This is a genomic window from Mesorhizobium sp. M0571, assembly GCF_040320985.1.
GTDB lineage: Bacteria > Pseudomonadota > Alphaproteobacteria > Rhizobiales > Rhizobiaceae > Mesorhizobium.
The window spans coordinates 102,435-125,314 of the sequence record NZ_JAMYQT010000017.1; the positions used below are offsets into that span (position 1 = coordinate 102,435).

The following is a 22,880-nucleotide window of genomic DNA, read 5'->3' on the forward strand; positions in this document are numbered from 1 at the left end:
GTCGGCCGCTACCGTGCCGCCCCGGAGGCCCCACTATCCTGTGCAGTGCGCCTGCAATATCGCTTTCACGATGCGCTGGATTCGCACTGTTCGATCCGCGCCGAAGCCCCTATCTTGGCCGCTTGACTCCCAAGAGAGCGGAACGGCAGGCATGGCGGCAGAGGCATCGAACAGCGATCTGATCCAAGTGGTGGCGCTGCTTGCCGCCGGCGTCGTTGCGGTGCCGATCTTCAGGCGCATGGGACTAGGCTCCATTCTCGGCTATCTGGCGGCCGGTGTCGTGATCGGCCCGTTCGGGCTGCGCATCTTCTCCGAATCGGAAGCCATTCTTCATGTCGCCGAACTCGGTGTCGTCATGTTCCTGTTCATCATCGGGTTGGAGATGCAGCCGTCACGGCTATGGGGCATGCGCCGCGAGATTTTCGGGCTTGGCGCGCTGCAGGTCGGCGTCTGCGCGGTTCTGCTGACCGGCGTCGGGCTGGCCGGAGGCTTTCCGATCGCACAATCCTTCGTTGCCGGCGCCGGTTTCGTGCTCACCTCGACCGCAATCGTCATGCAGTTGCTGGAAGAACGTGGCGAATTGGCCACGCCCAAGGGCCAGCGCATCGTCTCGATCCTGCTTTTGGAAGATCTCGCGATCGTGCCGCTGTTGGCGCTGATCGCCTTCCTTGCGCCGGGCGGCGCCGATATGAGCCTGTCGGATCGGTTGACGGAGGTCGGCATCGGCCTTGCCGCTATCGTCGGTCTGGTGGTTGCCGGGCGCTATCTGCTCAATCCGTTCTTCCGTATCCTGGCGGATGCGCGCGCCCGCGAGGTGATGACCGCAGCCGCCCTTCTGGTCGTGCTCGGATCGGCGCTTGCCATGCAGCTTTCCGGCCTGTCGATGGCGATGGGCGCCTTCCTGGCCGGCGTGCTTTTGTCGGAATCGACCTTCCGCCACCAGCTGGAGGCCGACATCGAACCGTTCCGCGGCATTCTGCTCGGTCTGTTCTTCCTCGCCGTCGGCATGTCACTCGACCTGCATGTGGTCGTCGTCAACTGGCAGCTCATTGCCATCTATGTCGTTGCCTACATGGTGATGAAAGCGATCGGCATTTATCTCGTTGCCCGCATCCTCAAAACCGGCCATCGGGAAGCGCTCGAGCGCGCCGTCTTCATGGCGCAGGGCGGCGAATTCGCCTTCGTCCTCTATTCCGCAGCGGCGGCGGTGGGCATCATCGACGGCCAGGCCAATGCGATGCTGACCGCCATCGTCATCATTTCCATGGTGCTGACGCCTTTGGCAATCATAGCACTGCGGTATCTGACGCCGCGCGACGAGCAGTCGCTCGAAGGCGTCGATGTCGCCAACGGCCTGACCGGCAGCGTGCTGATCATCGGCTTTGGCCGGTTCGGCCAGATCGCCAGCCAGCCGCTTTTGTTGCGCGGGATCGACGTGTCGATCATCGACAATGAGGTCGAAATGATCCAGGCGGCGGCCGATTTCGGCTTCAAGGTCTATTATGGCGACGGCACGCGGCTGGACATCCTGCGTGCCGCGGGAGCCGGGCGGGCCCGCGCCGTGCTGATCTGCGTCGACAAGCCCGATGCCGCCGTGCGCATCGCGGAGCTGATCAAGGCGGAGTTTCCCTTGCTGACCGTGCTGGCGCGGGCCTTCGACCGCGGCACCGCCTTACAGCTCATTCGTGCCGGCGTCGACTATCAGCTCCGCGAGACTTTCGAATCGGCGCTTGTCTTCGGCGGCTCGACGCTGGAAGCTCTTGGCGTCGACCCCGAAGAGGTCGCCGAGGTCGTCGAGGACGTCCGTCGCCGCGATGCTGCCCGTTTCGAACTGCAGCAGGCCGAAGGCATCCGCGCCGGGCGGCGCTTTCTCAAAGGCAATATCGGCACGCCCATCCCGACGCCGCTCAGCACACCACGGCGCGCGGGCCAGGCGCTCAATGAAGAGACCGCCGGCGTGCTGCAGAAATCCGAGCCGGCCGACTAACCCCTGGAAAGACGCGAATGATGAACGAACTGGACGAGCGCGCTCTCTCCGTCACCAGATTCTGGCGCGACGCCGGGGAGGATGCATGGTTCGAGAAGAGCGACACCTTTGATGCCGACTTCCGCACCCGGTTTCTCGATCTGCACTTCGCCGCCGCCCGGCGCGAATGCGACGGTTGGTCCGAACACGCCGAAGGGTCGCTGGCGCTGATGATCCTGCTCGACCAGTTTCCGCGAAACTGCTTTCGCAGCACCGGCCACATGTACGCCACGGACCCGCTGGCGCGGCATTTCGCCGGGAAGGCGATTGCCGCCGGTCATGACCTGGCGCTCGACGAAGAGCTCCGCGTCTTTCTTTATTTGCCCTATGAGCATTCGGAGGACCTTGCCGACCAGCTCAAATCGATGGAGCTTACCGCCGCCAAAGCCCCGTCCTATCTGAAATATGCGGTAGAGCACCGCGATATCATCCAGCGCTTCGGCCGCTTTCCGCATCGAAACAGGATGCTTGGCCGGGAGACGACACCCGACGAACAGATGTTCCTCGACGGCGGTGGGTTTTCCGGCTGAGTTCGGGCACCGATGGCGGCAGCGTCAGGCCGTCCACCAATCCCGGCCCGACGGCAGCCGTCCAATGCCCGAAGTGTCGACGGCGGCCAGTCGCTCCGACACGCTCTTGCCGTCGACCACAAGCTCCGGCGCAATTTCTGCCAGCGGCGCCAGCACGAAGGCGCGCTCCAGCATGCGCGGATGCGGCACCTCCAGTCCGGTCTCGTGGATGATGCGGTCGCCGAACACGAGAATGTCGATATCGATCAGGCGTGGACCCCAGCGCTCCTCGCGCACCCGCTTCAGTTTTCGCTCGACATCAAGGCAAAGCTCGAGCAAGGCGCGCGGCGCGAGCACGGTCGAGATTTCGGCCGCAGCGTTGAGGAAATCCGGCTGATCGAGCTTGCCCCAGGGCGGCGTGCGGTAGAGCGACGAAACGGCAACGACGCGCGTACTCTCGTCGGCATCCAGAATGCCCAGCGCCGCGGCCATCGACTTCGCCGGATCGCCGAGATTGCCACCAAGGCTGAGATAGACGGTGTTACTGGTATTATTATTCTGGCCAGACAACGGTCACCTCGACATGATCGAGCACACCCGGCACCGGGGCATTCGGCTTGCGCACGGTAATCTCGGCCTTTTTGATCTGCGGAAACCGTGCCGTCAGCGCCCTCGCCACTTCGAGCGCCAGCGCTTCGATCAGAAAGCGCCGCTCGCCGGTAATGATCCTTTCGATCACCGCAAAGGCAATGCCATAATTGACGGTGTCTTCGATGGAATCGTCGACCAGCGCCCGCCCTGGATCCACCGTGAGTGCGGCATCGACATAAAAGCGCTGACCGAGCGTCTCCTCCTCGTCCAGCACGCCGTGCCGGGCGAAGAAGGCGCAGTTCTTCATTCGGATGACATACATGGCTCAGCTTTCCCCGGTCTCACGTGCCAGCATAGCATCGGCAATGGCCAACGCATCCACGTTGATTGCGACATCGTGGACGCGAAACAGATGCGCGCCTTTGAGCCTCAGGATGACGCTGGTGGCCGCGGTTCCGGCACCCCTTGCCGCCGCGTCGCGGTCGGTGACGGTGCCGATAAAGCGCTTTCGCGATGTGCCGGCCATCAGCGGAAAGCCCAGCGCATGAAGCTCGGAAAATCGTGCCATCAGGTCAAAGTTTTCCGCAGCTGTCTCCTTGGCGAAGCCGAAGCCCGGATCGAGCACGATATGGTCGTCGGCAACACCGCTCCGCTGCGCGATTTCCAGCGACTTCCTGAGGAAGAAAAGCTGATCGGCAATCACGTCGGGCAGTTTCTGCCGATCCCGTCCCGTGTGCATGATGACAAGCCCGGCGCCGGTTTCGGCCGCGATGCGGGCAATACCCGGTTCGCGCTGCAGGCCCCAGACGTCGTTGACGATATGCGCGCCGGCTTGGACGGCAAGCCGGGCCGTGTCCTCCCGGTAGGTGTCGACCGAGATCAGCGTTCCGCCAGATTTCGCGAGCGCCTCGATGATCGGCAATATGCGGGCCTGTTCTTCCTCTGCGGAGACCGCAGTCGCGCCGGGACGTGTCGATTCTCCGCCGAGATCAATGACGGAGGCCCCCTCCTCCACCATACGGCGCGCCCGGGCCACCGCTTTTTCCGGGGCATCGAACAGCCCGCCGTCGGAAAAACTGTCGGGCGTGACGTTGAGGATGCCGACGACGACGGCCTTGCCGCCAAGGTCGAGATGGCGCCCATGTGCCAGTTGCCATCGCCCTGTCATCATTGCCCATCAACCATGTTCGATCCCGCGCCACGACCGGGGATCAATTCCGTTGCGCCGGAGACGGCGGTAAAGCAAGGTGGGCAAAGAGGCAACACGATGACACGATCCCTCCTCTGCGCCCTGATGCTCGCTCTGACCGCACTCCCGGCCGGCGCTACGACTCTCGTCAAGACATATAGTTATTTCCCGATCGGCGGCAGGACGCTCGACGACATCGAGACCCAGCTGTCGAAACTCGGGCCTCAGGTGAAAAGCACCGGGTCGCGGCATCCAGGCGCCACCCAGATGGCGTTCACCACTCGCGTCAGTTATGCGGAAAAGCCGGGCTCGTGCTGGATTGCTGACGCCGTCGTCACCGTCAAGGTCAAGGTCATCCTTCCCTCATGGCGCCGCCCGCGCAAGGCCGATGCCGGCGTCAGGCTGTTCTGGGATACGTTATCCGCCGACATCAAGCGCCATGAGGAACGCCACGTCGAGATTGCCAAGAACCATGGCCGCGAACTCGAAGACGCCTTGAAGGCGAGCTACCCGGAAAAGACCTGCGAACTGGCCAAGGCCAAGGCCGCGAAAATCACAGCGGCCATGCTTGCCAAGCACGACCAGGACCAGATGCGCTTCGATCGTGTGGAAAGCGTCAATTTCCAAAGCCGTATCCTGCGGCTTTTGCACTATCGCATCGAGCGCATCGAGAACGGCCGGCTCGCTCCCGGCTGAACTCTGCGTCGTCGGACAAAGCCAATTTGGAACAAGCCAATTTTGGCGAAGCATAGTGCCAGCTTCGAAAAACTTTCGAGCCCCTGTCGAAATCGGCCTATAGCGAACGACATATGTCAAGTTCGCAAGGCTCAGTCTCAAGGCACGAGAACACGTCCAATCTGCACATTCGACGCACTCCAGCCGCCTCGCCGACCTGCACGCAAGCATTAATGGATGAACGGATATGGACCAGACTATCGACAAGCAAGCGATGGTGGAAACCAGCACGCCGCTGACCGAAGCCGAGAAAAACGCCATCATCGGCGGCGTGCTGTTGTCGATGCTGCTGGCGGCGCTCGACCAGACCATCGTCGCGCCGGCGATGCCGACGATGGCACGTCTGCTCGGGCATGCCGAATATCTGCCGTGGATCGTGACCGGCTATCTTCTGACCGCGACCGCCGTGGCGCCGCTCTACGGCAAGATCTCCGACATCTATGGCCGCCGGCCGACCGTCTATGCGGCAATCCTGATCTTTCTCGCCGGGTCGCTGGTCAGCGCCATGGCCCCCAACATGCTGGTCCTCGTCGTCGGCCGGGCGATCCAGGGCGCCGGCGGCGGCGGCCTGTTCGCCCTGACGCAGACCGTGATCGGCGATCTCGTGCCGCCGCGCGAGCGGGCCCGCTACGCCGCCTGGATCTCGGGCACCTGGGCCGTCGCCAGCATCGCCGGGCCGCTGCTCGGCGGCACCTTCGCCGAGCATCTGCATTGGTCGCTGATCTTCTGGATCAACATCCCGCTTGGCCTGCTGGCCATGGCGATCATCAACAAGCCGCTCAAGAAGCTGCCGATCGCCGCAAAGCATCACCGCGTCGACGGCCTCGGTGCGGTGCTTCTGATCGCGGCCACCTCCTTGCTGCTGCTTGCCTTGAACTGGGGCGGCAGCGAGTATCCGTGGTTGTCGCCTGAAATCCTTGGACTGCTCGCCTGCTCTGCTGCGTTCTGGAGCGCGTTCGCGCTGCGGCTCATGCGCGCGGCCGAACCGCTGATCTCGCTCGAAGTGCTAGGCAATCCGATTGTTCTCGCCGGCACGCTTTCGATGTTCCTGCTGCAGGCCGCCAATGTCGGCTTGTCGGTCTATCTGCCTGTCTACCTGCAGTCGATCGTCGGCCTGTCGGTTAGTGAATCGGGCACCGCGTTGCTTGGGCTGATGCTCGGCACGGTCGCCGGTGCGACGTTCAGCGGGCGAATGATCCCGCGCTTTTTCCATTATAAGCGCATCGCCATGATCGGCACTGTTTTCTCGATCCTGTGCCTCGGTGTACTCAGCCTGGTCGCCGGGCATGCCTCGCTGTTGGTTGTCGAGGTGTTGACGACCTGCATAGGCTTGGGCACAGGCACGACCTTTCCGGTTGCCACCGTATCGGTCCAGAACGCCGTCGATCGCATGCACCTTGGCGTGGCGACCGGCGTGCTCACCTTCCTCCGCTCGCTGGGCAGTGCGCTTGGCGTCGCAATGCTTGGTGCCGTCGCCCTTGGCTACGGGCTGCCGCTGGCCAGCGAAGGCGCGCAGGAGGTCGGCCATATCGGGTCGGTTACGCCCTTTGTGATGATCTTTCTTGCCGCGGCGGCGACCTTGCTGCTGTCGTTCATCACGCTCTGGCTGATGCCGGAGAAAACGCTTCGCGGCCATGCCGAGGCTGTGGCCCCGGCCATGGCGGAGTAGACCCGCCTGACGAAAATACAGCGAGGCTCAGTCGACCACGCCGAGCTTCTTATGCAGACTGGTCGACGAGGTCGTATACTGGAACACGATGCGCTCGCCGGGGCTGATGATGCGCTTGGCTGCCTGCGCCATTAGCGCGACCTCATGGAACCCCGACAGGATCAGCTTCAGCTTGCCGGGATACCAGTTGATGTCGCCGACGGCGAAGATGCCGGGCACGGACGTCTGAAATTTTTCGGTATCGACCGGGATCAGGTTCTCGTGAAGATTGAGGCCCCATTCGGCGATTGGGCCAAGCTTCATCGTCAGGCCGAAGAACGGCAGCATCCGCGTACACGGCACTTCGATATCGCCCTCCGGCCCCTTGATGGTGGCGGAGACTAGCTGGCCGTCGGTGCCGGTCAGGCCAGTCACCTGTCCAACCTGGAATTCCAGCTCCTTCATCTCCTGCATTGCGTACATCTTGTTGACGCTGTCGGGCGCTGCGCGGAATTCGGGGCGCCGGTGCACCAGCGTCACGCTCTTGGCGACCGGCTGCAGGTTCAGCGTCCAGTCGAGCGCCGAATCGCCGCCGCCGACGATGACGAGGTCGTGGCCGCGAAAGTCCTCCATCCGGCGCACCGAGTAGAACACGCTCTTGCCTTCATAGGGCTCGATGCCCGGAATCGGCGGCCGCTTCGGCTGGAAAGAGCCGCCGCCGGCGGCGATCACCACAATTTTGGCTTCGAACACCTCGTTTTCGTCGGTCGTGACGCGGAAGCTGCCGTCCTCCAGCCTTTCCAGACTCGAAACCATGCGGTTATAGGTGAATTCGGGCTTGAACGGCGCGATCTGCTCAAGCAGCTTGTCGACCAGGCCTTGCGCCGAGATCGAGGGCCAGCCCGGAATGTCGTAGATCGGCTTTTCCGGATAGAGTTCGGCGCATTGCCCACCGGGCCGGTCGAGTATGTCGATCAGATGGCACTTCATGTCGAAGAGGCCGAGCTCGAATACGGCAAACAGGCCGACAGGCCCTGCCCCGACAATGAGTACGTCCGTCTTGGTGATAGCGGTCATGGAGCGTGCGCCTTTATGGGAAAACGGCGCGACACTGCATGACCATTGGTCCGCTGCCAAGCGGCAGCGGCAAAAATCGGCTTCAGCCCTGGCGGGCCGGCACGCGCACGACCAGCCCGTCGAGGGCGTCGCGCACCTTGATCTGGCATGACAGCCGCGAGTTCGGCTGGACCTCGTAGGCGAAGTCCAGCATGTCCTCTTCCATAGCTTCCGGCTCGCCGACCTCCGCCGTCCAGGCTTCGTCGACATAGACATGGCAGGTCGCGCAGGCGCAGGCGCCGCCGCATTCCGCTTCTATTCCCGGCACCGCATTGCGGATCGCATTTTCCATGACGGTCGAGCCGTTTTCGGCATCCACGTCAAAATGCGTGCCGTCATGGGCGATGAAGGTCAGCTTGGTCATTTGTCACCTGAAGGGAGTCTGAGCCGACATAATCACTCTGCCGGACAAGTCAACTGCGGCGCGAAAGCGCCGCTGCGTGGCGTTTTGGGAATAAGTCCTATCGGCTGATGGCGGCGACGAAATCGCGCACTTCTTCGATCAGCGAGCCAAGCCGCTTCAGCGTGCTGGCGTCTTCGGGCCGGCATTCGATCGCACTGGCGCAATCGGCAATGGCGAAGGCACCGACCCCGCGCGCCGAGCCTTTGAGCCCGTGCGCCAGTAGCAGCCGCTGGCTGACATCCGCATCGACGATCTTGTCGCGCACCGACAGCGCCTGCTGGACGAACAGCGCCAGCACCTCCTGCTCGAGGCTCCGATCGCCCATCGTCTGGCGCGCAAGATGCGCCAGGTCGATCGGCCGCGCCCCGGCTGTCCCCGACACGTCGCCGCCGGGCATCGAGAAGGCAATGCCGTTTTCGCCACGTATCACTTTGAGACTCCGTTCTTCGGCCGCCGCAAAAACTAGGCGTATCCGGTGGATAACGGGTTAATGATTGGCCCGGAAAAATGTCGCGATAACGGCGCCGAAATCACGGCTTCGTTAACCTTATATTTAAAGTTTTACGTATCGGGCGGAATGCATGTTTTCTTTACCCCGCTGTGTCATTACGATACGACAGGTCCATTTTCAGCCTCCTGCGCGGGACACGCTAGGCAGAATCAATAAGCAGAACATAAGTCCCGCGGCAGCTTGTACAGGGTAGCGAAGGCATGGCGAAGAAACCAACGACGACGAGAACGCTCGACAGCGACGTAGCCAGGGAACTCGAAAAGGCACTTGATATCGATCTGAGCGGCGATGCCGGCGGCGACTTCGACATCGCGGCATCCATGGAAGATCTGGAAGCGCAGATATCGCAAGCCGCCGACGAACTGGCGCGCGAAGGTCGCAGCCAGAACGAGGCGCCTGCCCCCGACCAGAGCCAGAACGCGGCACCTGCCGCCAATCAAAGCCAGAACGCAAACCCCGCGCCAAAAGCCAAGCCGGCTGAGTTGCGCCCCGTTGCGACGCGCAATGGCTCGCAGCCGGCCGCTTTCTCGCCGGCCAATGACGATCGCCAAAAAGACTATAAGACGCTTCTGCACACCCTCAATCTGCGCGCCTCGAACACGATCTATTGGGTCGTGGCTTTTGTTTCGCTGGCCTGGATCGCCGGCGCCGGTGGGCTCGCGAACCTGTTGTTCGGACCTGGCATCTGGAACATCCGCACCGTCGATCAGTTTTTCGCCCGTCCTGAGCTGATCGGCCTGGCGGTCGCGGCAATCGTGCCCGTCATCCTGTTCTGGGCATTCGCAGTGATGATTCGCCGCGCTCAGGAGATGCGCCTTGCCGCGCAGTCGATGACCGAGGTGGCCTTCCGTCTGGCCGAGCCGGAAAATCTTGCCCAGGACCGCGTCATGATGATCGGCCAAGCGGTTCGCCGCGAGGTGGCGGCCATGGGCGAAGGCATCGAACGCACGCTTGCGCGTGCAGTCGAACTCGAAACGCTGGTTCACAGCGAGGTGAACCAGATCGAGCGCTCCTATTCGGAGAACGAGTCCCGCATCCGCTCGCTTGTCGACGGGCTGGGCAGCGAGCGCGAAGCGGTCGTCACCCATGCCGAGCGCGTGCGCGCCTCGATCACCGGCGCCCACGAGACGCTGAAGGACGAGATCAACGCCGCCAGCGATATCATTCGCGACAGCATTCTCAACGCCTCGACCAAGCTGTCGATGACGATCAACGAATCCGGCGACACGCTGATCGACAGGATCAACGGAAGCTCGATGTCGATCTTCGATTCGGTGGAAGGCCGGCTGGAATCGATCACCGACCGGCTGTCGACGTCGGGCGAGGCCTTTGCCAGCCTGCTCGACACCCGCATCGCCAAGCTGACGGACACCACCGATGGCCTGACGCGGTCGCTGACCGACCTGCTCGACGACCGCACGACCGGCATGGTGTCGCTGCTCGGCGGTGCCGCCCGCACACTCAATTCCGAATTCGAAGCCAGCCTCAACGGCATCGAGCGGACGCTTGCCGAACGTGGCCAGACGCTGATCAGCGAGTTCCAGACCCGCGCCGAGGCGCTCGACACCGGTACGCAGAAGCTCAACGCCGCGCTGGAGGCTCGCGCACGCCAGATCAACGAGACGCTGGTCGAGCGCGCGCGCGAAATCGCCCACACCTTCCAGGAAAGCAAGGAGACGCTGTCGGCGATGATCGATCAGGGCAAGACCCAGATCGGCGCCGACATGGCCGACATCGTTTCGTCGACCTCGACCATGCTTGAAGCCCGCGCCGGCGATTTCGCCGGGCGCATGGAAGCGGCGCGCCATGTCGTATCGCGTTCCTTCGATACGGACATCCAGCGGCTTGCCGATGCTCGCGCCGGCATCGAGGAAGCCGTCGAAAACCACAGCCGCAAGCTTTCCGAAAGCCGCGACCGGATGGCGGCGGCAATGCAGGCCGATCTGGCGAAGTTCGCCGAGGGCCGCGCCGAAATCGACGCAGCGGTGACCAACCAGGTGCAGAAGCTTGCCGAAGGCCGCGGCCAGATCTCGCGCGCTCTTGAAGAGGATCTGCGCAAGGTCAACGAATCGCGCGCGGCGATCGACGCTTCGCTGGGCAGCCATCTAGAAAGGCTTGAAGAGGGCCGCAACAGGCTTGCCCAGGCATTGAACGAAGACTCTGGAAAACTCGTGCAAGCCCGCACGATAATTGATGAAATGGTTGCCGGACACGTCGGCAAGCTCGCCGAAGGCCGCAGCATTCTTTCGCGCGCGCTCGAGGCCGACCTCGGCAAGCTGGCAGACAGTCGCGCCAGCATCGACGGCCTTGTCGCCGGTCAGGTCGAAAAGATCGGCGAGGGTCGCGCCATACTCGCCAGTGCGCTGGAAGCCGACATCGCCGGCATTAATAGCCTCATCGAGACCCACTCCGCGAAATTGGCGCAAGACCGCAGCGGGCTTTCCCAGTCGCTCGAGAACGACCTGTCCGACATCAGAGGTCTGATCGCCCATCATTCGGGCAGGCTCGCCGATGATCGCAGCCTGCTTTCGAAGACACTTGAAGACGATCTTGCCAAGCTGGCAGAGAGCCGGTCGAGCATCGACGGGCTGGTTGCCGGCCAGGTCGAGAAGCTGGCCGAAGGCCGCGACATTCTCAAGCGCGCGCTGGAATCGGACCTGAACGCGATCAAGGGCGTCATCGCCAGCCAATCCGAAAAGCTGGCAGAAGACCGTGGCCAGTTGTCCCGGGCACTGGAGGGCGACCTGCAGGCCGTGCGGGACGTTGTCTCCGATCACATGAACAAGCTCGCCGAAGACCGTTCGACTCTGTCGAAGGCGCTCGAAGACGATCTCGCCAAGTTGGCCGAAAGCCGCTCGAGCATCGATGTGATGGTTTCCGGCCAGGTCGAAAAGCTGGCAGAGGGCCGCGACATCCTCAAGCGCGCGCTGGAAGCCGATCTAAGCACCGTCAAGGGCGTCATCGCCAGTCAATCCGAAAAGCTGGCGGAGGATCGCGGTCAGCTGTCGCGGGCACTGGAGACCGATCTCGAGACTGTGCGGGGCGTCGTCTCCGATCATATGAACAAGCTCGCCGAGGACCGTTCGGCCCTGTCGAAGGCGCTCGAGGACGATCTCGCCAGGCTGGCAGAGAGCCGGTCGAGCATCGACGGGCTGGTCGCCGGCCAGGTGGACAAGCTGGCTGAGGGCCGCGATATCCTCAAGCGCGCGCTGGAAGACGATCTGGCCAAGCTGGCCGAAAGCCGCTCGAGCATCGACGGGCTGGCCGCCGGCCAGGTGGAGAAACTGGCTGAGGGCCGCGACATCCTCAAGCGCGCGCTGGAAGACGATCTCGCCAAGCTGGCCGAAAGCCGCTCGAGCATCGACGGGCTGGTTGCCGGCCAGGTCGAAAAGCTGGCCGAAGGCCGCGACATCCTCAGGCGCGCCTTGGAGGCCGATCTCAGCACGATCAGGGGTGCCATCGCCGATCAGTCGCAGCTATTGACCGACAATCGCGCACAGTTTTCGCGTGCGCTGGAAGCCGATCTCGGCAACGTCAACAGCCTTGTCGCAACCCACGCCGAGAAGCTCGTCCAGGACCGCTCGACCCTGTCGAAGGCGCTCGAGGACGATCTCGCCAAGCTGGCCGAAAGCCGCTCGAGCATCGATGGGCTGGTTGCCGGCCAGGTCGAGAAACTGGCCGAAGGCCGCGACATCCTCAGGCGCGCGTTGGAAGCCGACCTGGAGAGGCTTGCATTAAGCCGCAGCGAGGTCGACGAGATCGTCGCTGGTCATGTCGGCAAGCTGACCGAGGGCCGCGACATGCTGACCCGCGCATTGCAGGACGATCTCTCCAGGCTCGCCGATACGCGCAAGGATGTCGACCGTTCGCTGTCCGGCCATATCGACCAGATCGCCGCCAGGAGCACCGACATCTCCGATGCCATTGCTGCCGACGTGGAAAAGATCGAGCAGGCGTTCAGCCGGCAGACAGGCATCATCGAGGAGCGCGCCAGCACCATGGAGCGGGCGCTGTCGACGGGTGTCGACAACGTTCGCAGTGTGCTCGAAAGAAGTGCCGTCTTCGTCGCCGGAGCGCTGCGCGAGAAGGTCATGGAAGTCACCAGCGCGCTGCATGAGCAGGCTGGCGCAGCATTCAGCGATGCCGACCGCAAGATCGCCGAGCGCGCCGAGCAGACCTCGACCGCCCTGCTCGCCAGGGCGGAGGACATCGCGCGCACCTTCGAGGAGGCGGATCGCCGCCTCGCCGCACGCGCCGAGGATACGTCGAGCGCGCTGATTGCCCGCGCCGACGACACGTCGAACACCTTGCTGGCGCGTGCTCAGGAGACGGCCGATCAGCTGGCAGCCAGAGCAAGTGAGATTGCCGGTACCTTCGACGCGGCGGATCACAGGCTGGTCTCTCGCGCCATCGAAACGGCCCAGTCGCTGGCTGCACGTGCCGGCGACATCCTGCGCAATTTCGAAACAGCCGATGAGCGGCTGGGTGTGCGCATCGGCGAATCCGCCGAAGCTCTCGCGGCACGTGCGTCGGATCTCGGCCGCATTTTCGATGCCGCCGACCAGCAACTTATCTCGCGCATTGCCGAAGGCTCCGAAGCACTTTCGGCCCGTGCGTCCGAGATCGGCCGCATCTTCGAGGAGGCGGATCATCGCCTGGTGTCCCGTATCGCCGACAGCAGCACCGCCATCGGCGAACATGCCGACAACATTGTCGGCGCCTTCACCAGCACCGAGCAGCGGGTTGCCGAACGCGCCAGGCAGACTGGCCAGGAACTCGCCGTCCATGCCCGTGAAATCGAGCAGGTGCTTGCCGGCGCCGACGAACGCTTGGCATCGAGTGCTGCTGCCACAGCGGCCCGCGTCGAGGAGCAGGTCGTGAGCGTCGAGAACCGCTTCGCCTACACCGCCGAGACAATGGGCCAAAAGCTCACCGAACAGGTCTCGAACGCCGAGGCGCAGCTGATCTCGCGTGCCAACACGATCGCCGAAACCTTCACCGCGGTCGGCCAGCATATCGGCCAGAGCACCAATGACGCCGCAAAGACCATCGGTGCCAATACTCGCGAGCTCAATACGATGCTTGCGGCACGTTCGGCCGAAATATCGAAAATCCTGGACGAGACGGCACGACCTCTGGTCGAGCGCTTCGCCCAAGGCGGCTCCGAGCTGCAAAAGAGCATGGAAGAGGTCACCGAACGTGCGACCGAGAAGCTGCGCACTCAAAACGCCGCCCTCGTCGACGCCCTCGCCAGCCGCACGGCCGAAACCCTGTCGGCCGTCGAAGGCGCGCGCTCGACGCTTGCTGACAGCGTTGCCGACCTCATCGGCCGCATGACCACCTCCAGCTCGCAGCTCGGTCAATTGATCGAGCAGGCAGCGACCAATCTCGGCCAGGTCGACGAACGCCTGACCGGCAGCACACAAAGCTTCGCGGCGACCACGGAAAAGACCGCGCAGACCTTCGCCAGCTCGGCGCGCCTGGTCGATTCGAATACGACGCGGCTCACCGAGCTGTCGTCCTCGACCTTGCGCGAGGTTGCCTCTATCGCCACCAAGTTCGACGAGCACAGCCGGTTGCTGTCCAGTGCCTCGGACCTGTTGAGCTCGGCCCAGAGCAACCTCGAGCACACGCTCGAAAGGCAATCGTCGCTGGAAGACCTCGCTGTCGGCCTTGTCAAGAAATCGGAAGATCTCGAAAGGGTCATGCGCTCGTTCGAGAATCTGGTCGGCCAGACGCTGCAGAACGCCGAAGGCAAGACGCTGGAATCCGCCGACAAGATCCGCACCGCGATTTCCGAAGTGGTCGATTCGGCCACCAAGCGCTTTGCCGATGCGACCGAGGAGATGCGGCGCACCGCCGGTTCAATCAAGAGCGAGCTCGACCTCACTCGCGCCGAGCTCAAGAAAGGCGTCATCGAAATGCCGGAAGAGGCAAAGGAATCAACCACGGCTATCCGCCGTGCCGTTTCCGAGCAGATCAACGCGCTGAAGGAACTTTCTGAAATCGTTGCGAAATCTGGCCGCAGCGCCGACAGTTCGGAGCAGCGCAACCTGCGTCCGGCGCCGCAAGCGCCTGCCGCGCGCGCCGCCGAACCGCCACGCCGCCCAGCTCTGGCTCCGGAACAGCGCCGTGCACCGCAGGCGCCTTCGGGCGAGACGGCGCTGCGCGGCACGCTCGACCTCGAACGTTCTGCAGACACAGCGCCGCGCCAGCGCGAACCAAACGGCCGCACGCCGCAGGGCGGCTGGGTGCGCGACCTCCTGACCGGTGCATCGCGCGAAGACGACGCCAAGCCGGCAGCGCCTGCCGAAGCGCCGCGTCCGGCTCCCGCTCCGCGTTCGCCGCTTCACGTCGTGGAGTCGCTGAACTCGCTTTCCGTCGATATCGCCCGCGCCATCGATCACGATGCCTCGATCGAGCTGTGGAACCGCTACCGGCGCGGCGAGCGTGACGTCTTCACGAGGCGTCTATACACACTGAAGGGCCAGCAGACGTTCGACGAGATCCGCCGCAAATATCAGTCGGAGGCGGAGTTCCGCGCCGCCGTCGACCGTTACTGCGATGATTTCGAAAAGCTGCTCAAGGACGTGTCGCGCAACGACCGCGACAACATCATGGCGCAGACCTACCTGACGTCGGATACCGGCAAGGTCTATACCATGCTGGCCCACGCCAGCGGCCGCCTGCACTAAGCGGGCGATAGAGGCCAAACGAAAAAGGCGGGAAACTCCCGCCTTTTTCATTTACGCCGATTGAGTCTGAACAGATCGGCGGCCCGGATGATCGCGCCTGGCGGCGTCTGGCCGGTTCAGATCACAGTGTCCGTCCAGTTGACGATTTGCCTGGCCGCATCGCCGAACGCGGCATCGAGCGCGCCGACATAGGCCTGGTTGCCGCTGCCCGAAACGGGCGCGGTCGCGCTAAACGTCTTCGACGCCCGTACTTCGCCGTTGCGGTCGTTCAACAGGCGCACGAACAGCTCGATCTCGGCATGTTCGCCGCCGTCGACCCGCACCTCGAACGAGCGGATTTCGACGATCACCTGATAGTCGATCGCCAGCCCCTCGCCCGGCTTGCCAACACCGGTAAAGCTGCCCGAGCGCTGGAAGGTCTCTGCCAGCCGCGCCTGTACGATCATCGGCAGCCGGTCGGCCCATTGGGCGCCCTTGAGATACTGGATCGATCGCGGCGATGGCTTGATGACGATGTTTTGGCTGTCCAGCGCCTTGAGCGCCGATGGCTGGGCGATGAGGATCTGGCGACGGCTGTGGCCACGCGCTTCCAGCGACGGCGCCGAAAGCTCAAACGTATCCAGCGGCGCCGGCTTGCCGCCCAGCGCCGCGCAGCCGGCGAGCGAAAGCGCCAGCAGTGCCGCTCCGGCCTTGAACCCACTCGATCTGACGCTGCCTGAACTGATCGACTTCAAACGCGATCCCCCCCGGATCGTGGAAACAACGCGCATCTGCAAGCTATGTTCTTGCGGTGGGCGCAGGCCGAAGTCAACGGCGCACCCTGCCGTCGAACTGCCGAACCTCACCCTCGCCGCCGGACAGGATCCGCTGTGGATTGCGGCTGAGGTCGGTCACAGCCTCTTCGATGCGGTTGATCGAACGACGGCTGTCCTGGACCAGCGATTCGACGTTTTGCAGCCCCTGTCCCGAGAACCGCGCCAGATTGTCGGTGATGGTACCGAGGCGGGCATTCAGCGTGTCGGCGACCTGCTTGAACGATTTGAGCGTCGCCCTGGCATCGGCCATGACGCCGTCGGCCTGACCGGAGCCGAGCAGTTTGTCGACCTTGGCAAGGATACCGTCGACTCGCACCGAGGCATCGTTGAGGCGTCCTGCGAGCTGGTGCGCGTCTTTGATGGTTTCGTCGATGTCGTCGGCCCGGTTGGCGAACTTGTTGGTCACCTTGGCGATGTCGGCGGCAGCTTCGTTGGCGTTTTCGCTGGCCTTCTGGATATTGGCCAGCGCGGTGCGAACCTCAGCCGGATCGATGCCGTCGAGAACGCCGTCGACCTTGGCCAGCGTGCCTTGCGTCTTCTGGGCGAACTCGTTGATCGAGCCTACCGCCGTGTCGACGTTCTTGATGACCGTGTCGAACTGCTTGCTGGTTTCCTTGAGGTTGGTGGTGACAGTGTCGACATTGGCGACGATGCTCTTGATCTGGTCCTTGTCGACGGCGTTGAGTAGCCCTTCCGCCGCCTTCAGGGTGCTGTCGAGCTTGCCCGAAACGCCCTTCAATTCGTCTGCCAGCGAGCTGACGCTGGCCAGGAACTTGTCGACGCCGTCCGAATTCCTGGCCAGCGCATCGGAGAAGGTCTGGACATTGTTGACGGTCTGCGTGAGCGGCCCGCGAACGTCCTTGGTGAAGCCTTCGAGCTCCGAAAGGACCTTGTCGGCGCGGGTGAAGATGTTCTGCGCCGTCTGCAGCAGATTGGTGACCGCCGACGGGTTGGCAACGATCTCGGCGACACGGCCTTCCTTTTCCGCCTCGTCGAGGAGCTTGGGCTCCTTGGGGTCGGCGCCCTTGAGCTCGATGTTGGCCTGGCCGGTGAGGCCGGCAAGCCCGATATCGGCCTGCGTCGACTTGGTGATCGGCGTATTCCGGTCTATTTCGGTGTCGGCGATGGCAGCGGTCGGATTGTCGACGTCGATATATACACGGCGCACGTCGCCGACCTTGACGCCGTTGAACAGCACGAAGCTGCCACGGCCGAGCCCCGAAGCGGACCCTGGAATGCGCACGCGCAGTATCGTCGTCTCACCCTTGTCGCCGATCGCCGCCGTCCAATAGACGAAGGCGAAAGCCGCGAGGATCGCGGCCAGCGTGAAAATGCCGACAATGACGTAGTTGGCCCTGGTTTCCATTGCTCACTTATGGCTATGCGCGCGCCGCAAGATCAAGTTGCCGGGCGCGTTTTCCGCGGAAATAGGATTTTACCCAGGGTTCCTCGCTCCTGAGCATGTCGTCGATCGTGCCCTCGACCAGCACTTTCTTGTTGCCGAGCACCGCCACGCGGTCGCACGCGGTAAACAGCGTGTCGAGATCGTGTGTGACCATATACACGGTCAAATCCATTGTATCGCGCAGCTTGACGACCAATTCGTCGAACTCCGCGGCGCTGATCGGATCGAGCCCCGACGTCGGTTCGTCGAGGAAGACGATGTCCGGGTCGAGCGCCAGAGCGCGCGCCAGCGCAGCACGCTTGATCATGCCGCCGGAAAGCTCGGAGGGGAATTTCTGCGCCGCGTCCGGCGGCAGTCCGACCAGCTCGACCTTAAGCATGGCCAATTCGTCCATCAGCTTCTTCGGCAAATCGAGATATTCGCGCATCGGCACCTGGACGTTTTCGAGAACGGTCAGCGCCGAAAACAGCGCACCATGCTGGAACAGCACGCCAAGCCGCATGTCGATGCGAAGGCGCTCCCGTTCGCTTGCCTTTTCGACGTCGACGCCAAACAGTTTGATTGTTCCCGATTGCTTGCGCGTCAGGCCAAGGATGGTACGCAGGAGGACGGACTTGCCGGCACCGGAAGCGCCGACGAAGCCGAGAATTTCCCCGCGCCAGATATCGAGCGACAATTTGTCGAGAATGACCTTATCGGCGAAGGACACCGTGATGTCGTGCGCCGACAGCACGATCTCGTCTTCTTTGGCTTTCTCCGCCACCTTGGTCGAGTTTGTGCCCGGCAGCGCCATGTCAGAACTCGATTGCTGCATAGAACATGGCGAAAAGCCCGTCGAGGATAATGACCACGAAGATCGACTTCACCACTGAGGCGGTCACGTGCTGGCCGAGCGATTCGGCGCTGCCGCCAACCTTCATGCCTTCGACCGAGGCAATCGTGCCGATGATCATGGCCATGAACGGCGCCTTGATCAGGCCGGCAAAAATGGTGCTGAGGTCGATGGCGACGCGCAGCCGGTCGATGAAGGCCGCCGGTGCAATATCGGAATAGAGCCATGCAGCCAGTATGCCGCCGCCAAGTGCCGCGAAATTGGCGATGATCGTCAGGCAAGGCAGCGCGATGACCAGCGCGACCAGCCGCGGGAACACCAGCACACCGATCGGATTGAGACCGATGACCTTCAGCGCATCGACCTCCTCGCGCATCTTCATTGAGCCGATTTCGGCGGTGATCGCGCTGCCCGAACGGCCGGCGATCATGATCGCCGTCATCAGCACGCCGAGTTCGCGCAGGATCAGCACACCGACCAGGTCGACGACGAAGATATCGGCGCCGAAATAGCTGAGCTGATAGGCGCCTTGCTGGGCGACGATCGCGCCGACGATGGCCGACATCAGCACCACCACGGGTATGGCGCCGACGCCCATGCGATCGATCTGGTTGAAGATCGCCGCCATGTTGACGGCATGGCCGCGGCCAAGCTTCATCTGCGAGCCGCGTATCGTGGCGCCGAGGATGTTCATTGCGGCCAGGAAATCGTCGCGCATCTCATAGACGCGCCGGCCAACCGCCTCGAGCCCGCGAATGATGAAGTTGGGCGGCTTTGCCGGACCGGATTCGGGCTCGCGTCGAACCGCATCGCCGACGGCGCCGAGCAGGATCGAGGCAATCTCGCTTTGCCCCTGCATCGTGATCTCGACGCCTTTCTTTTCGAAGCTGCTGACCAGACGATCGATCAGCCAGGCGCCGGCAGTGTCCATCTTCTCGATCTGCGACAGATCGAGCGCCAGCGTCTTGAAGCCGCTGCGCTTCTCGATCTTGCGCATCTCGGCGTCGACCAGCGCCACGGTACGTGTCGTCCAGCTTCCCGAGAAAGCGCAGCCGAGAACGCCGCCCTCTTCGCCGATCGCGATGCGCGGCTGGTGGTCGGGCTCCTTGGCAGTGCCGCTTGCCTCGCGTTTGCGGATGGTCAACATGGCGTCCTGTTTAGCCTGACGGGGCCGACCTGTCGATTTGCCGACATCCTCCTTGTTGCACAGCCGGAGCAGAAAAATATGGCGCGTGTCATTTCGGTCGAGGCCGAGCGCTTTCCCATCGCCGGCACCTTCACCATTTCACGCGGCTCGAAGACCGAGGCTGAGGTGATTTCCTGCACCATCAGCGAAGGCGGCCATATCGGGCGCGGCGAATGCGTTCCCTACAAACGCTATGGCGAGATCATGGAGGGTGTGCGCGACGCGATCGAGGCGATGCGCGGTGAGATCGCGGGCGGCATCAGCCGCACCGCCCTACTCGACGCCATGTCTGCCGGCGCGGCACGCAACGCCATTGACTGTGCGCTCTGGGATCTGGAAGCGAAGATCAGCGGAACACCGGTGGCGCATATGATACGCGCCGTTCCGTTACGGGCGCTTGAGACGGCTTACACACTGTCGCTCGCCGAGCCGGAGGCGATGGCGGCGCAGGCCCGCGCAAATGCCAAGCGCCCGCTGCTCAAGGTCAAGATCGGTGGCGACAACGACATCGCCCGCATCCGCGCGGTGGCGGAGGCAGCACCCGACAGCCGCATCATCCTCGACGCCAATGAGGGCTGGACGAACGGCAACATCGTGGAAAACCTCGCCTTTGCCGCCGGGCACGGCATCGCCCTTATCGAACAGCCGCTGCCGGCGGGACATGACGATATTCTTCGCCACATCGCGCATCCGGTGCCGATCTGCGCCGACGAAAGCGTGCACCAGGCGAAGGACCTCGAAGCCCTTGTCGGCCTCTACGACGCCGTCAACATCAAGCTCGATAAATCGGGCGGCCTGACCGCAGCACTCGTTCTTCGCGAGCGCGCCCGCGAACTGGGTCTTGGCGTCATGGTCGGCTGCATGGTCGGCACATCGCTGGCGATGGCGCCGGCCGTGCTATTGGCGCAGGGTGCCGATTTCGTCGATCTCGACGGTCCGTTGTTGCTAGCCCGCGACCGCGTTCCCGGTCTCGTCTACCAAGGTTCGCTGGTGTCACCGCCCGAGCCGGCGCTGTGGGGTTGAACGCGCCGCAAGCCCGATCAGCGCCAGGCCCGTCAGGGCGATGGGGATCATCGCAAAGAAGCCGTTCGCGCCGAAGCGGTCATAAAGAGGGCCTGAAATGAGCGTCGCCACGGCCATGAAGAAGCCGTTGGAGAAATAGGCGATGCCTTGTGCGGCCCCGGTGCGTTCTTCCGAGACCGTCTCACCGATCATCTTTTGCAGGCCGATCAGCACCAGTGCCACCGAAACCGCGTGCAACGTCTGGATTGCGAAAAATCCGCCGACGCCAAGGCCAAGCGGCCAGATCAGCGGGAAGGCGATCCAGCGCACGATCGCGCCTATCCCGGCAATCAGCATGATCGACACGACCGAGAAAGAGGCAAAAGCGCGGGTGAAGACGACGAACATGCAGATCTCGGCGACAACGCCCCACCCCCACAGCAACCCGACAACCGAATCACTGATGCCGATCGACTTCCAGTAGATCGACACGAAGCCGTAGAGAAACGCGTGGCTGGCGGTGATGACGCCGACGCCCGTCGAAAAATAGAGGAAGTACGGGTTGAGGAGTTTCGGTGCCGATTGCTGGATATCGGCGGCCGAAAGTGGCGAGGCGCGGCGCGGGCGGCCGAGGCGCGGCGCAATCAGCCCGGCGGCTAGCGCGGCACACAACGCCGCGAAGATGATCACCGGGACGGCCTGGGCACCGCTCGCCGACAGGATGAAACCGCCGGCGAGATTGGCGCAGAGATAAGAGATCGAGCCCCATTTGCGCATGCTTGCGTAATTGGAACCGAAGCGGCGCACACCCGAAAGGGCGAGCGAATCGGCAATCGGCGAATGCGGCGTCCAGACGACCGTCAGCGCCAACGATACGGCAAGTACCATTGCGTAGGTCGGCGGCAGGAAGTAACCAGCCGACAGGATCAGCGATGCGGCGACCAGCGCGACATAGACATTGGCGCGGTCCCTCGCTTTGTCTGCCAGCGCGGTAAGAAAAGGCGTCGTCAACACGCGCAGGAACATCGGCGCGGCGAGGATCACGGCTATCTGTTCGGCATGGAACCCCTTCGCCTGCAGCCACAGCGGGAAATAGGGCACATGCGTTCCGAGCGGCACAAAAAGCGTAAAGAACATCAAGCTCATGCGCAGTTCGAAATGGCGTGGCTTGACGAGCTGTTCGGGCGAAAGCGGCGGCAGCGAGGACATCAACAGGCGATCCGTCGGCACGGCATTTGGCCGGGTCGGCCCACCACACCTGCCGCTGCATAACACGGCGAAAAAGTCGATGAAACCGTTGGACTAACCGATTAAAGCGCGATGAGGCCGGGGTTGGTCAAGCCGCCTGGACTGCCCTGCCCTTGATGTCGATCGGCACCAGCACTTCGTCGCCGACCGGCGTTTCAGGCAGGACATGCGCCCAGTGCAGGATCTCCATCTGACCGTCGAAATGCTCGACCACCGCCGTGCAGCTTTCCACCCAGTCGCCGGTGTTGATGTATTGCACGTCCTCGTAGCTTTCGATCGCGGCATGGTGGATGTGCCCGCAGATCACGCCGTCGACATGCGAGCGGCGCGCCTCCTCGGTCAGCACGGTCTGGAACGAGCCGATGAAATTCACCGCCTTCTTGACCTTGACCTTGGCCCAGGACGAGAACGACCAGTAAGGCAGACCGAGCACTTGGCGCAGGCGCGTGATGACGCGGTTGACTAGCATCGCCGCGTCATAGGCGTAGTCGCCTAGATAGGCCAGCCAGCGCGCATTGTGGACGACGGTGTCGAACTGGTCGCCATGGATGACAAGAAGGCGTTTGCCGTCGGCGGTCTCGTGGATGGCGCGGTCGGCGACGACAATGCCGCCGAAATGCACGCCCTGGAACTGGCGCGCGAATTCGTCATGGTTGCCGGCTATGTAGGTGATGCTGGCGCCCTTGCGCGCCTTGCGCAGCAATTTCTGGATCACGTCGTTGTGGCTTTGCGGCCAATGCCAGCTTCGTCTCAGGCGCCAGCCGTCGACGATGTCGCCGACGAGATAAATGATATCGGCATCGTGATGGCGCAGGAAATCGATCAGGAATTCGGCCTTCGCCGCCTTCGATCCGAGATGGACGTCGGAGATGAACATGCTGCGGAAAGTGCGGGGCTCTGCGCCGGACATCATTTGTCACCGTTGCTTTCGCGTGAGGCTATGCCCCGATTCATGCAACAACCGTATGA

Annotated in this window: 18 protein-coding genes; 6 read left to right on the forward strand and 12 right to left on the reverse strand. The window is 63.1% G+C overall.

The window, feature by feature from the left end; genetic code table 11:
* Positions 1 to 151 precede the first annotated feature (151 nt).
* Positions 152 to 1,987 carry a monovalent cation:proton antiporter-2 (CPA2) family protein gene (locus NKI85_RS20905; RefSeq protein ID WP_352523440.1) on the forward strand — a complete coding sequence of 612 codons (1,836 nt, stop codon included), beginning with the start codon at positions 152 to 154 and terminating at the stop codon, positions 1,985 to 1,987.
* A 20-nt stretch (positions 1,988 to 2,007) separates the two neighbouring features.
* A complete protein-coding gene (locus NKI85_RS20910; RefSeq protein ID WP_352523847.1) occupies positions 2,008 to 2,556 on the forward strand; it encodes a DUF924 family protein in 549 nt (182 codons plus the stop codon).
* Positions 2,557 to 2,580: 24 nt separating this feature from the next.
* Here the strand turns inward: NKI85_RS20910 and folK are convergent, their stop codons facing one another.
* The 3 genes from folK to folP are packed head-to-tail and all read right to left on the reverse strand — an operon-like array spanning position 2,581 to position 4,297.
* Entirely contained in the window at positions 2,581 to 3,105 is a 525-nt protein-coding gene (folK, locus tag NKI85_RS20915) for a 2-amino-4-hydroxy-6-hydroxymethyldihydropteridine diphosphokinase (protein ID WP_352523438.1), read from the reverse strand.
* A complete protein-coding gene (gene folB, locus NKI85_RS20920; protein WP_352523436.1) occupies positions 3,089 to 3,448 on the reverse strand; it encodes a dihydroneopterin aldolase in 360 nt (119 codons plus the stop codon). The genes folK and folB overlap by 17 nt, the downstream gene beginning before the upstream one ends.
* Positions 3,449 to 3,451: 3 nt before the next feature.
* Positions 3,452 to 4,297: a dihydropteroate synthase gene (folP, locus tag NKI85_RS20925; RefSeq protein WP_352523435.1), complete on the reverse strand. Its 846-nt coding sequence runs from the start codon at positions 4,295 to 4,297 to the stop codon at positions 3,452 to 3,454.
* Between the two features lie 96 nt (positions 4,298 to 4,393).
* On the opposite strand from folP, the gene NKI85_RS20930 reads away from it, so the two are divergent.
* Together NKI85_RS20930 and NKI85_RS20935 are read left to right on the forward strand one after the other, a co-directional pair.
* Positions 4,394 to 5,011, forward strand: a complete 618-nt coding sequence (locus NKI85_RS20930) for a DUF922 domain-containing Zn-dependent protease (protein ID WP_352777726.1) — start codon at positions 4,394 to 4,396, stop codon at positions 5,009 to 5,011.
* 226 nt (positions 5,012 to 5,237) lie between these two features.
* The gene (locus NKI85_RS20935; RefSeq protein ID WP_352777728.1) at positions 5,238 to 6,719 is read left to right on the forward strand and encodes an MDR family MFS transporter; all 1,482 of its coding nucleotides are present in this window, start codon (positions 5,238 to 5,240) and stop codon (positions 6,717 to 6,719) included.
* A gap of 27 nt (positions 6,720 to 6,746) precedes the next feature.
* On the opposite strand, the gene NKI85_RS20940 is transcribed toward NKI85_RS20935, so the two are convergent.
* The 3 genes from NKI85_RS20940 to NKI85_RS20950 all read right to left on the reverse strand — a co-directional run bounded on the left by NKI85_RS20940 (position 6,747) and on the right by NKI85_RS20950 (position 8,644).
* A complete protein-coding gene (locus NKI85_RS20940) occupies positions 6,747 to 7,775 on the reverse strand; it encodes an NAD(P)/FAD-dependent oxidoreductase (RefSeq protein ID WP_352777730.1) in 1,029 nt (342 codons plus the stop codon).
* 82 nt (positions 7,776 to 7,857) lie between these two features.
* Positions 7,858 to 8,178: a 2Fe-2S iron-sulfur cluster-binding protein gene (locus NKI85_RS20945; RefSeq protein WP_023674833.1), complete on the reverse strand. Its 321-nt coding sequence runs from the start codon at positions 8,176 to 8,178 to the stop codon at positions 7,858 to 7,860.
* Positions 8,179 to 8,275: 97 nt separating this feature from the next.
* The gene (locus tag NKI85_RS20950) at positions 8,276 to 8,644 is read right to left on the reverse strand and encodes an Hpt domain-containing protein (RefSeq protein ID WP_352523846.1); all 369 of its coding nucleotides are present in this window, start codon (positions 8,642 to 8,644) and stop codon (positions 8,276 to 8,278) included.
* Between the two features lie 284 nt (positions 8,645 to 8,928).
* Here NKI85_RS20950 and NKI85_RS20955 point away from each other — a divergent pair, with 284 nt between their 5' ends.
* Complete coding sequence (locus tag NKI85_RS20955; RefSeq protein ID WP_352777732.1) at positions 8,929 to 15,423, forward strand: apolipoprotein A-IV repeat region-like domain-containing protein; 6,495 nt, start codon at positions 8,929 to 8,931, stop codon at positions 15,421 to 15,423.
* Between the two features lie 116 nt (positions 15,424 to 15,539).
* Here NKI85_RS20955 and NKI85_RS20960 read toward each other — a convergent pair whose 3' ends face one another.
* The 4 genes from NKI85_RS20960 to NKI85_RS20975 are packed head-to-tail and all read right to left on the reverse strand — an operon-like array spanning position 15,540 to position 19,622.
* Complete coding sequence (locus tag NKI85_RS20960) at positions 15,540 to 16,193, reverse strand: ABC-type transport auxiliary lipoprotein family protein (RefSeq protein WP_352777734.1); 654 nt, start codon at positions 16,191 to 16,193, stop codon at positions 15,540 to 15,542.
* Positions 16,194 to 16,230: 37 nt separating this feature from the next.
* Positions 16,231 to 17,604 carry an MlaD family protein gene (locus tag NKI85_RS20965; RefSeq protein ID WP_352523425.1) on the reverse strand — a complete coding sequence of 458 codons (1,374 nt, stop codon included), beginning with the start codon at positions 17,602 to 17,604 and terminating at the stop codon, positions 16,231 to 16,233.
* Between the two features lie 13 nt (positions 17,605 to 17,617).
* Positions 17,618 to 18,436, reverse strand: a complete 819-nt coding sequence (locus NKI85_RS20970; protein ID WP_352523423.1) for an ABC transporter ATP-binding protein — start codon at positions 18,434 to 18,436, stop codon at positions 17,618 to 17,620.
* A 1-nt stretch (position 18,437) separates the two neighbouring features.
* Positions 18,438 to 19,622 carry an ABC transporter permease gene (locus NKI85_RS20975; protein ID WP_352523421.1) on the reverse strand — a complete coding sequence of 395 codons (1,185 nt, stop codon included), beginning with the start codon at positions 19,620 to 19,622 and terminating at the stop codon, positions 18,438 to 18,440.
* A gap of 78 nt (positions 19,623 to 19,700) precedes the next feature.
* Here NKI85_RS20975 and dgcA point away from each other — a divergent pair, with 78 nt between their 5' ends.
* The gene (dgcA, locus tag NKI85_RS20980) at positions 19,701 to 20,684 is read left to right on the forward strand and encodes an N-acetyl-D-Glu racemase DgcA (protein ID WP_352777737.1); all 984 of its coding nucleotides are present in this window, start codon (positions 19,701 to 19,703) and stop codon (positions 20,682 to 20,684) included.
* Here dgcA and NKI85_RS20985 read toward each other — a convergent pair.
* Both NKI85_RS20985 and NKI85_RS20990 read right to left on the reverse strand, forming a co-directional pair.
* Complete coding sequence (locus tag NKI85_RS20985) at positions 20,655 to 21,872, reverse strand: MFS transporter (protein WP_352523418.1); 1,218 nt, start codon at positions 21,870 to 21,872, stop codon at positions 20,655 to 20,657. The genes dgcA and NKI85_RS20985 overlap by 30 nt on opposite strands.
* Positions 21,873 to 21,999: 127 nt before the next feature.
* Entirely contained in the window at positions 22,000 to 22,821 is an 822-nt protein-coding gene (locus NKI85_RS20990) for a UDP-2,3-diacylglucosamine diphosphatase (protein ID WP_352523842.1), read from the reverse strand.
* Between the last annotated feature and the right edge of the window lie 59 nt (positions 22,822 to 22,880).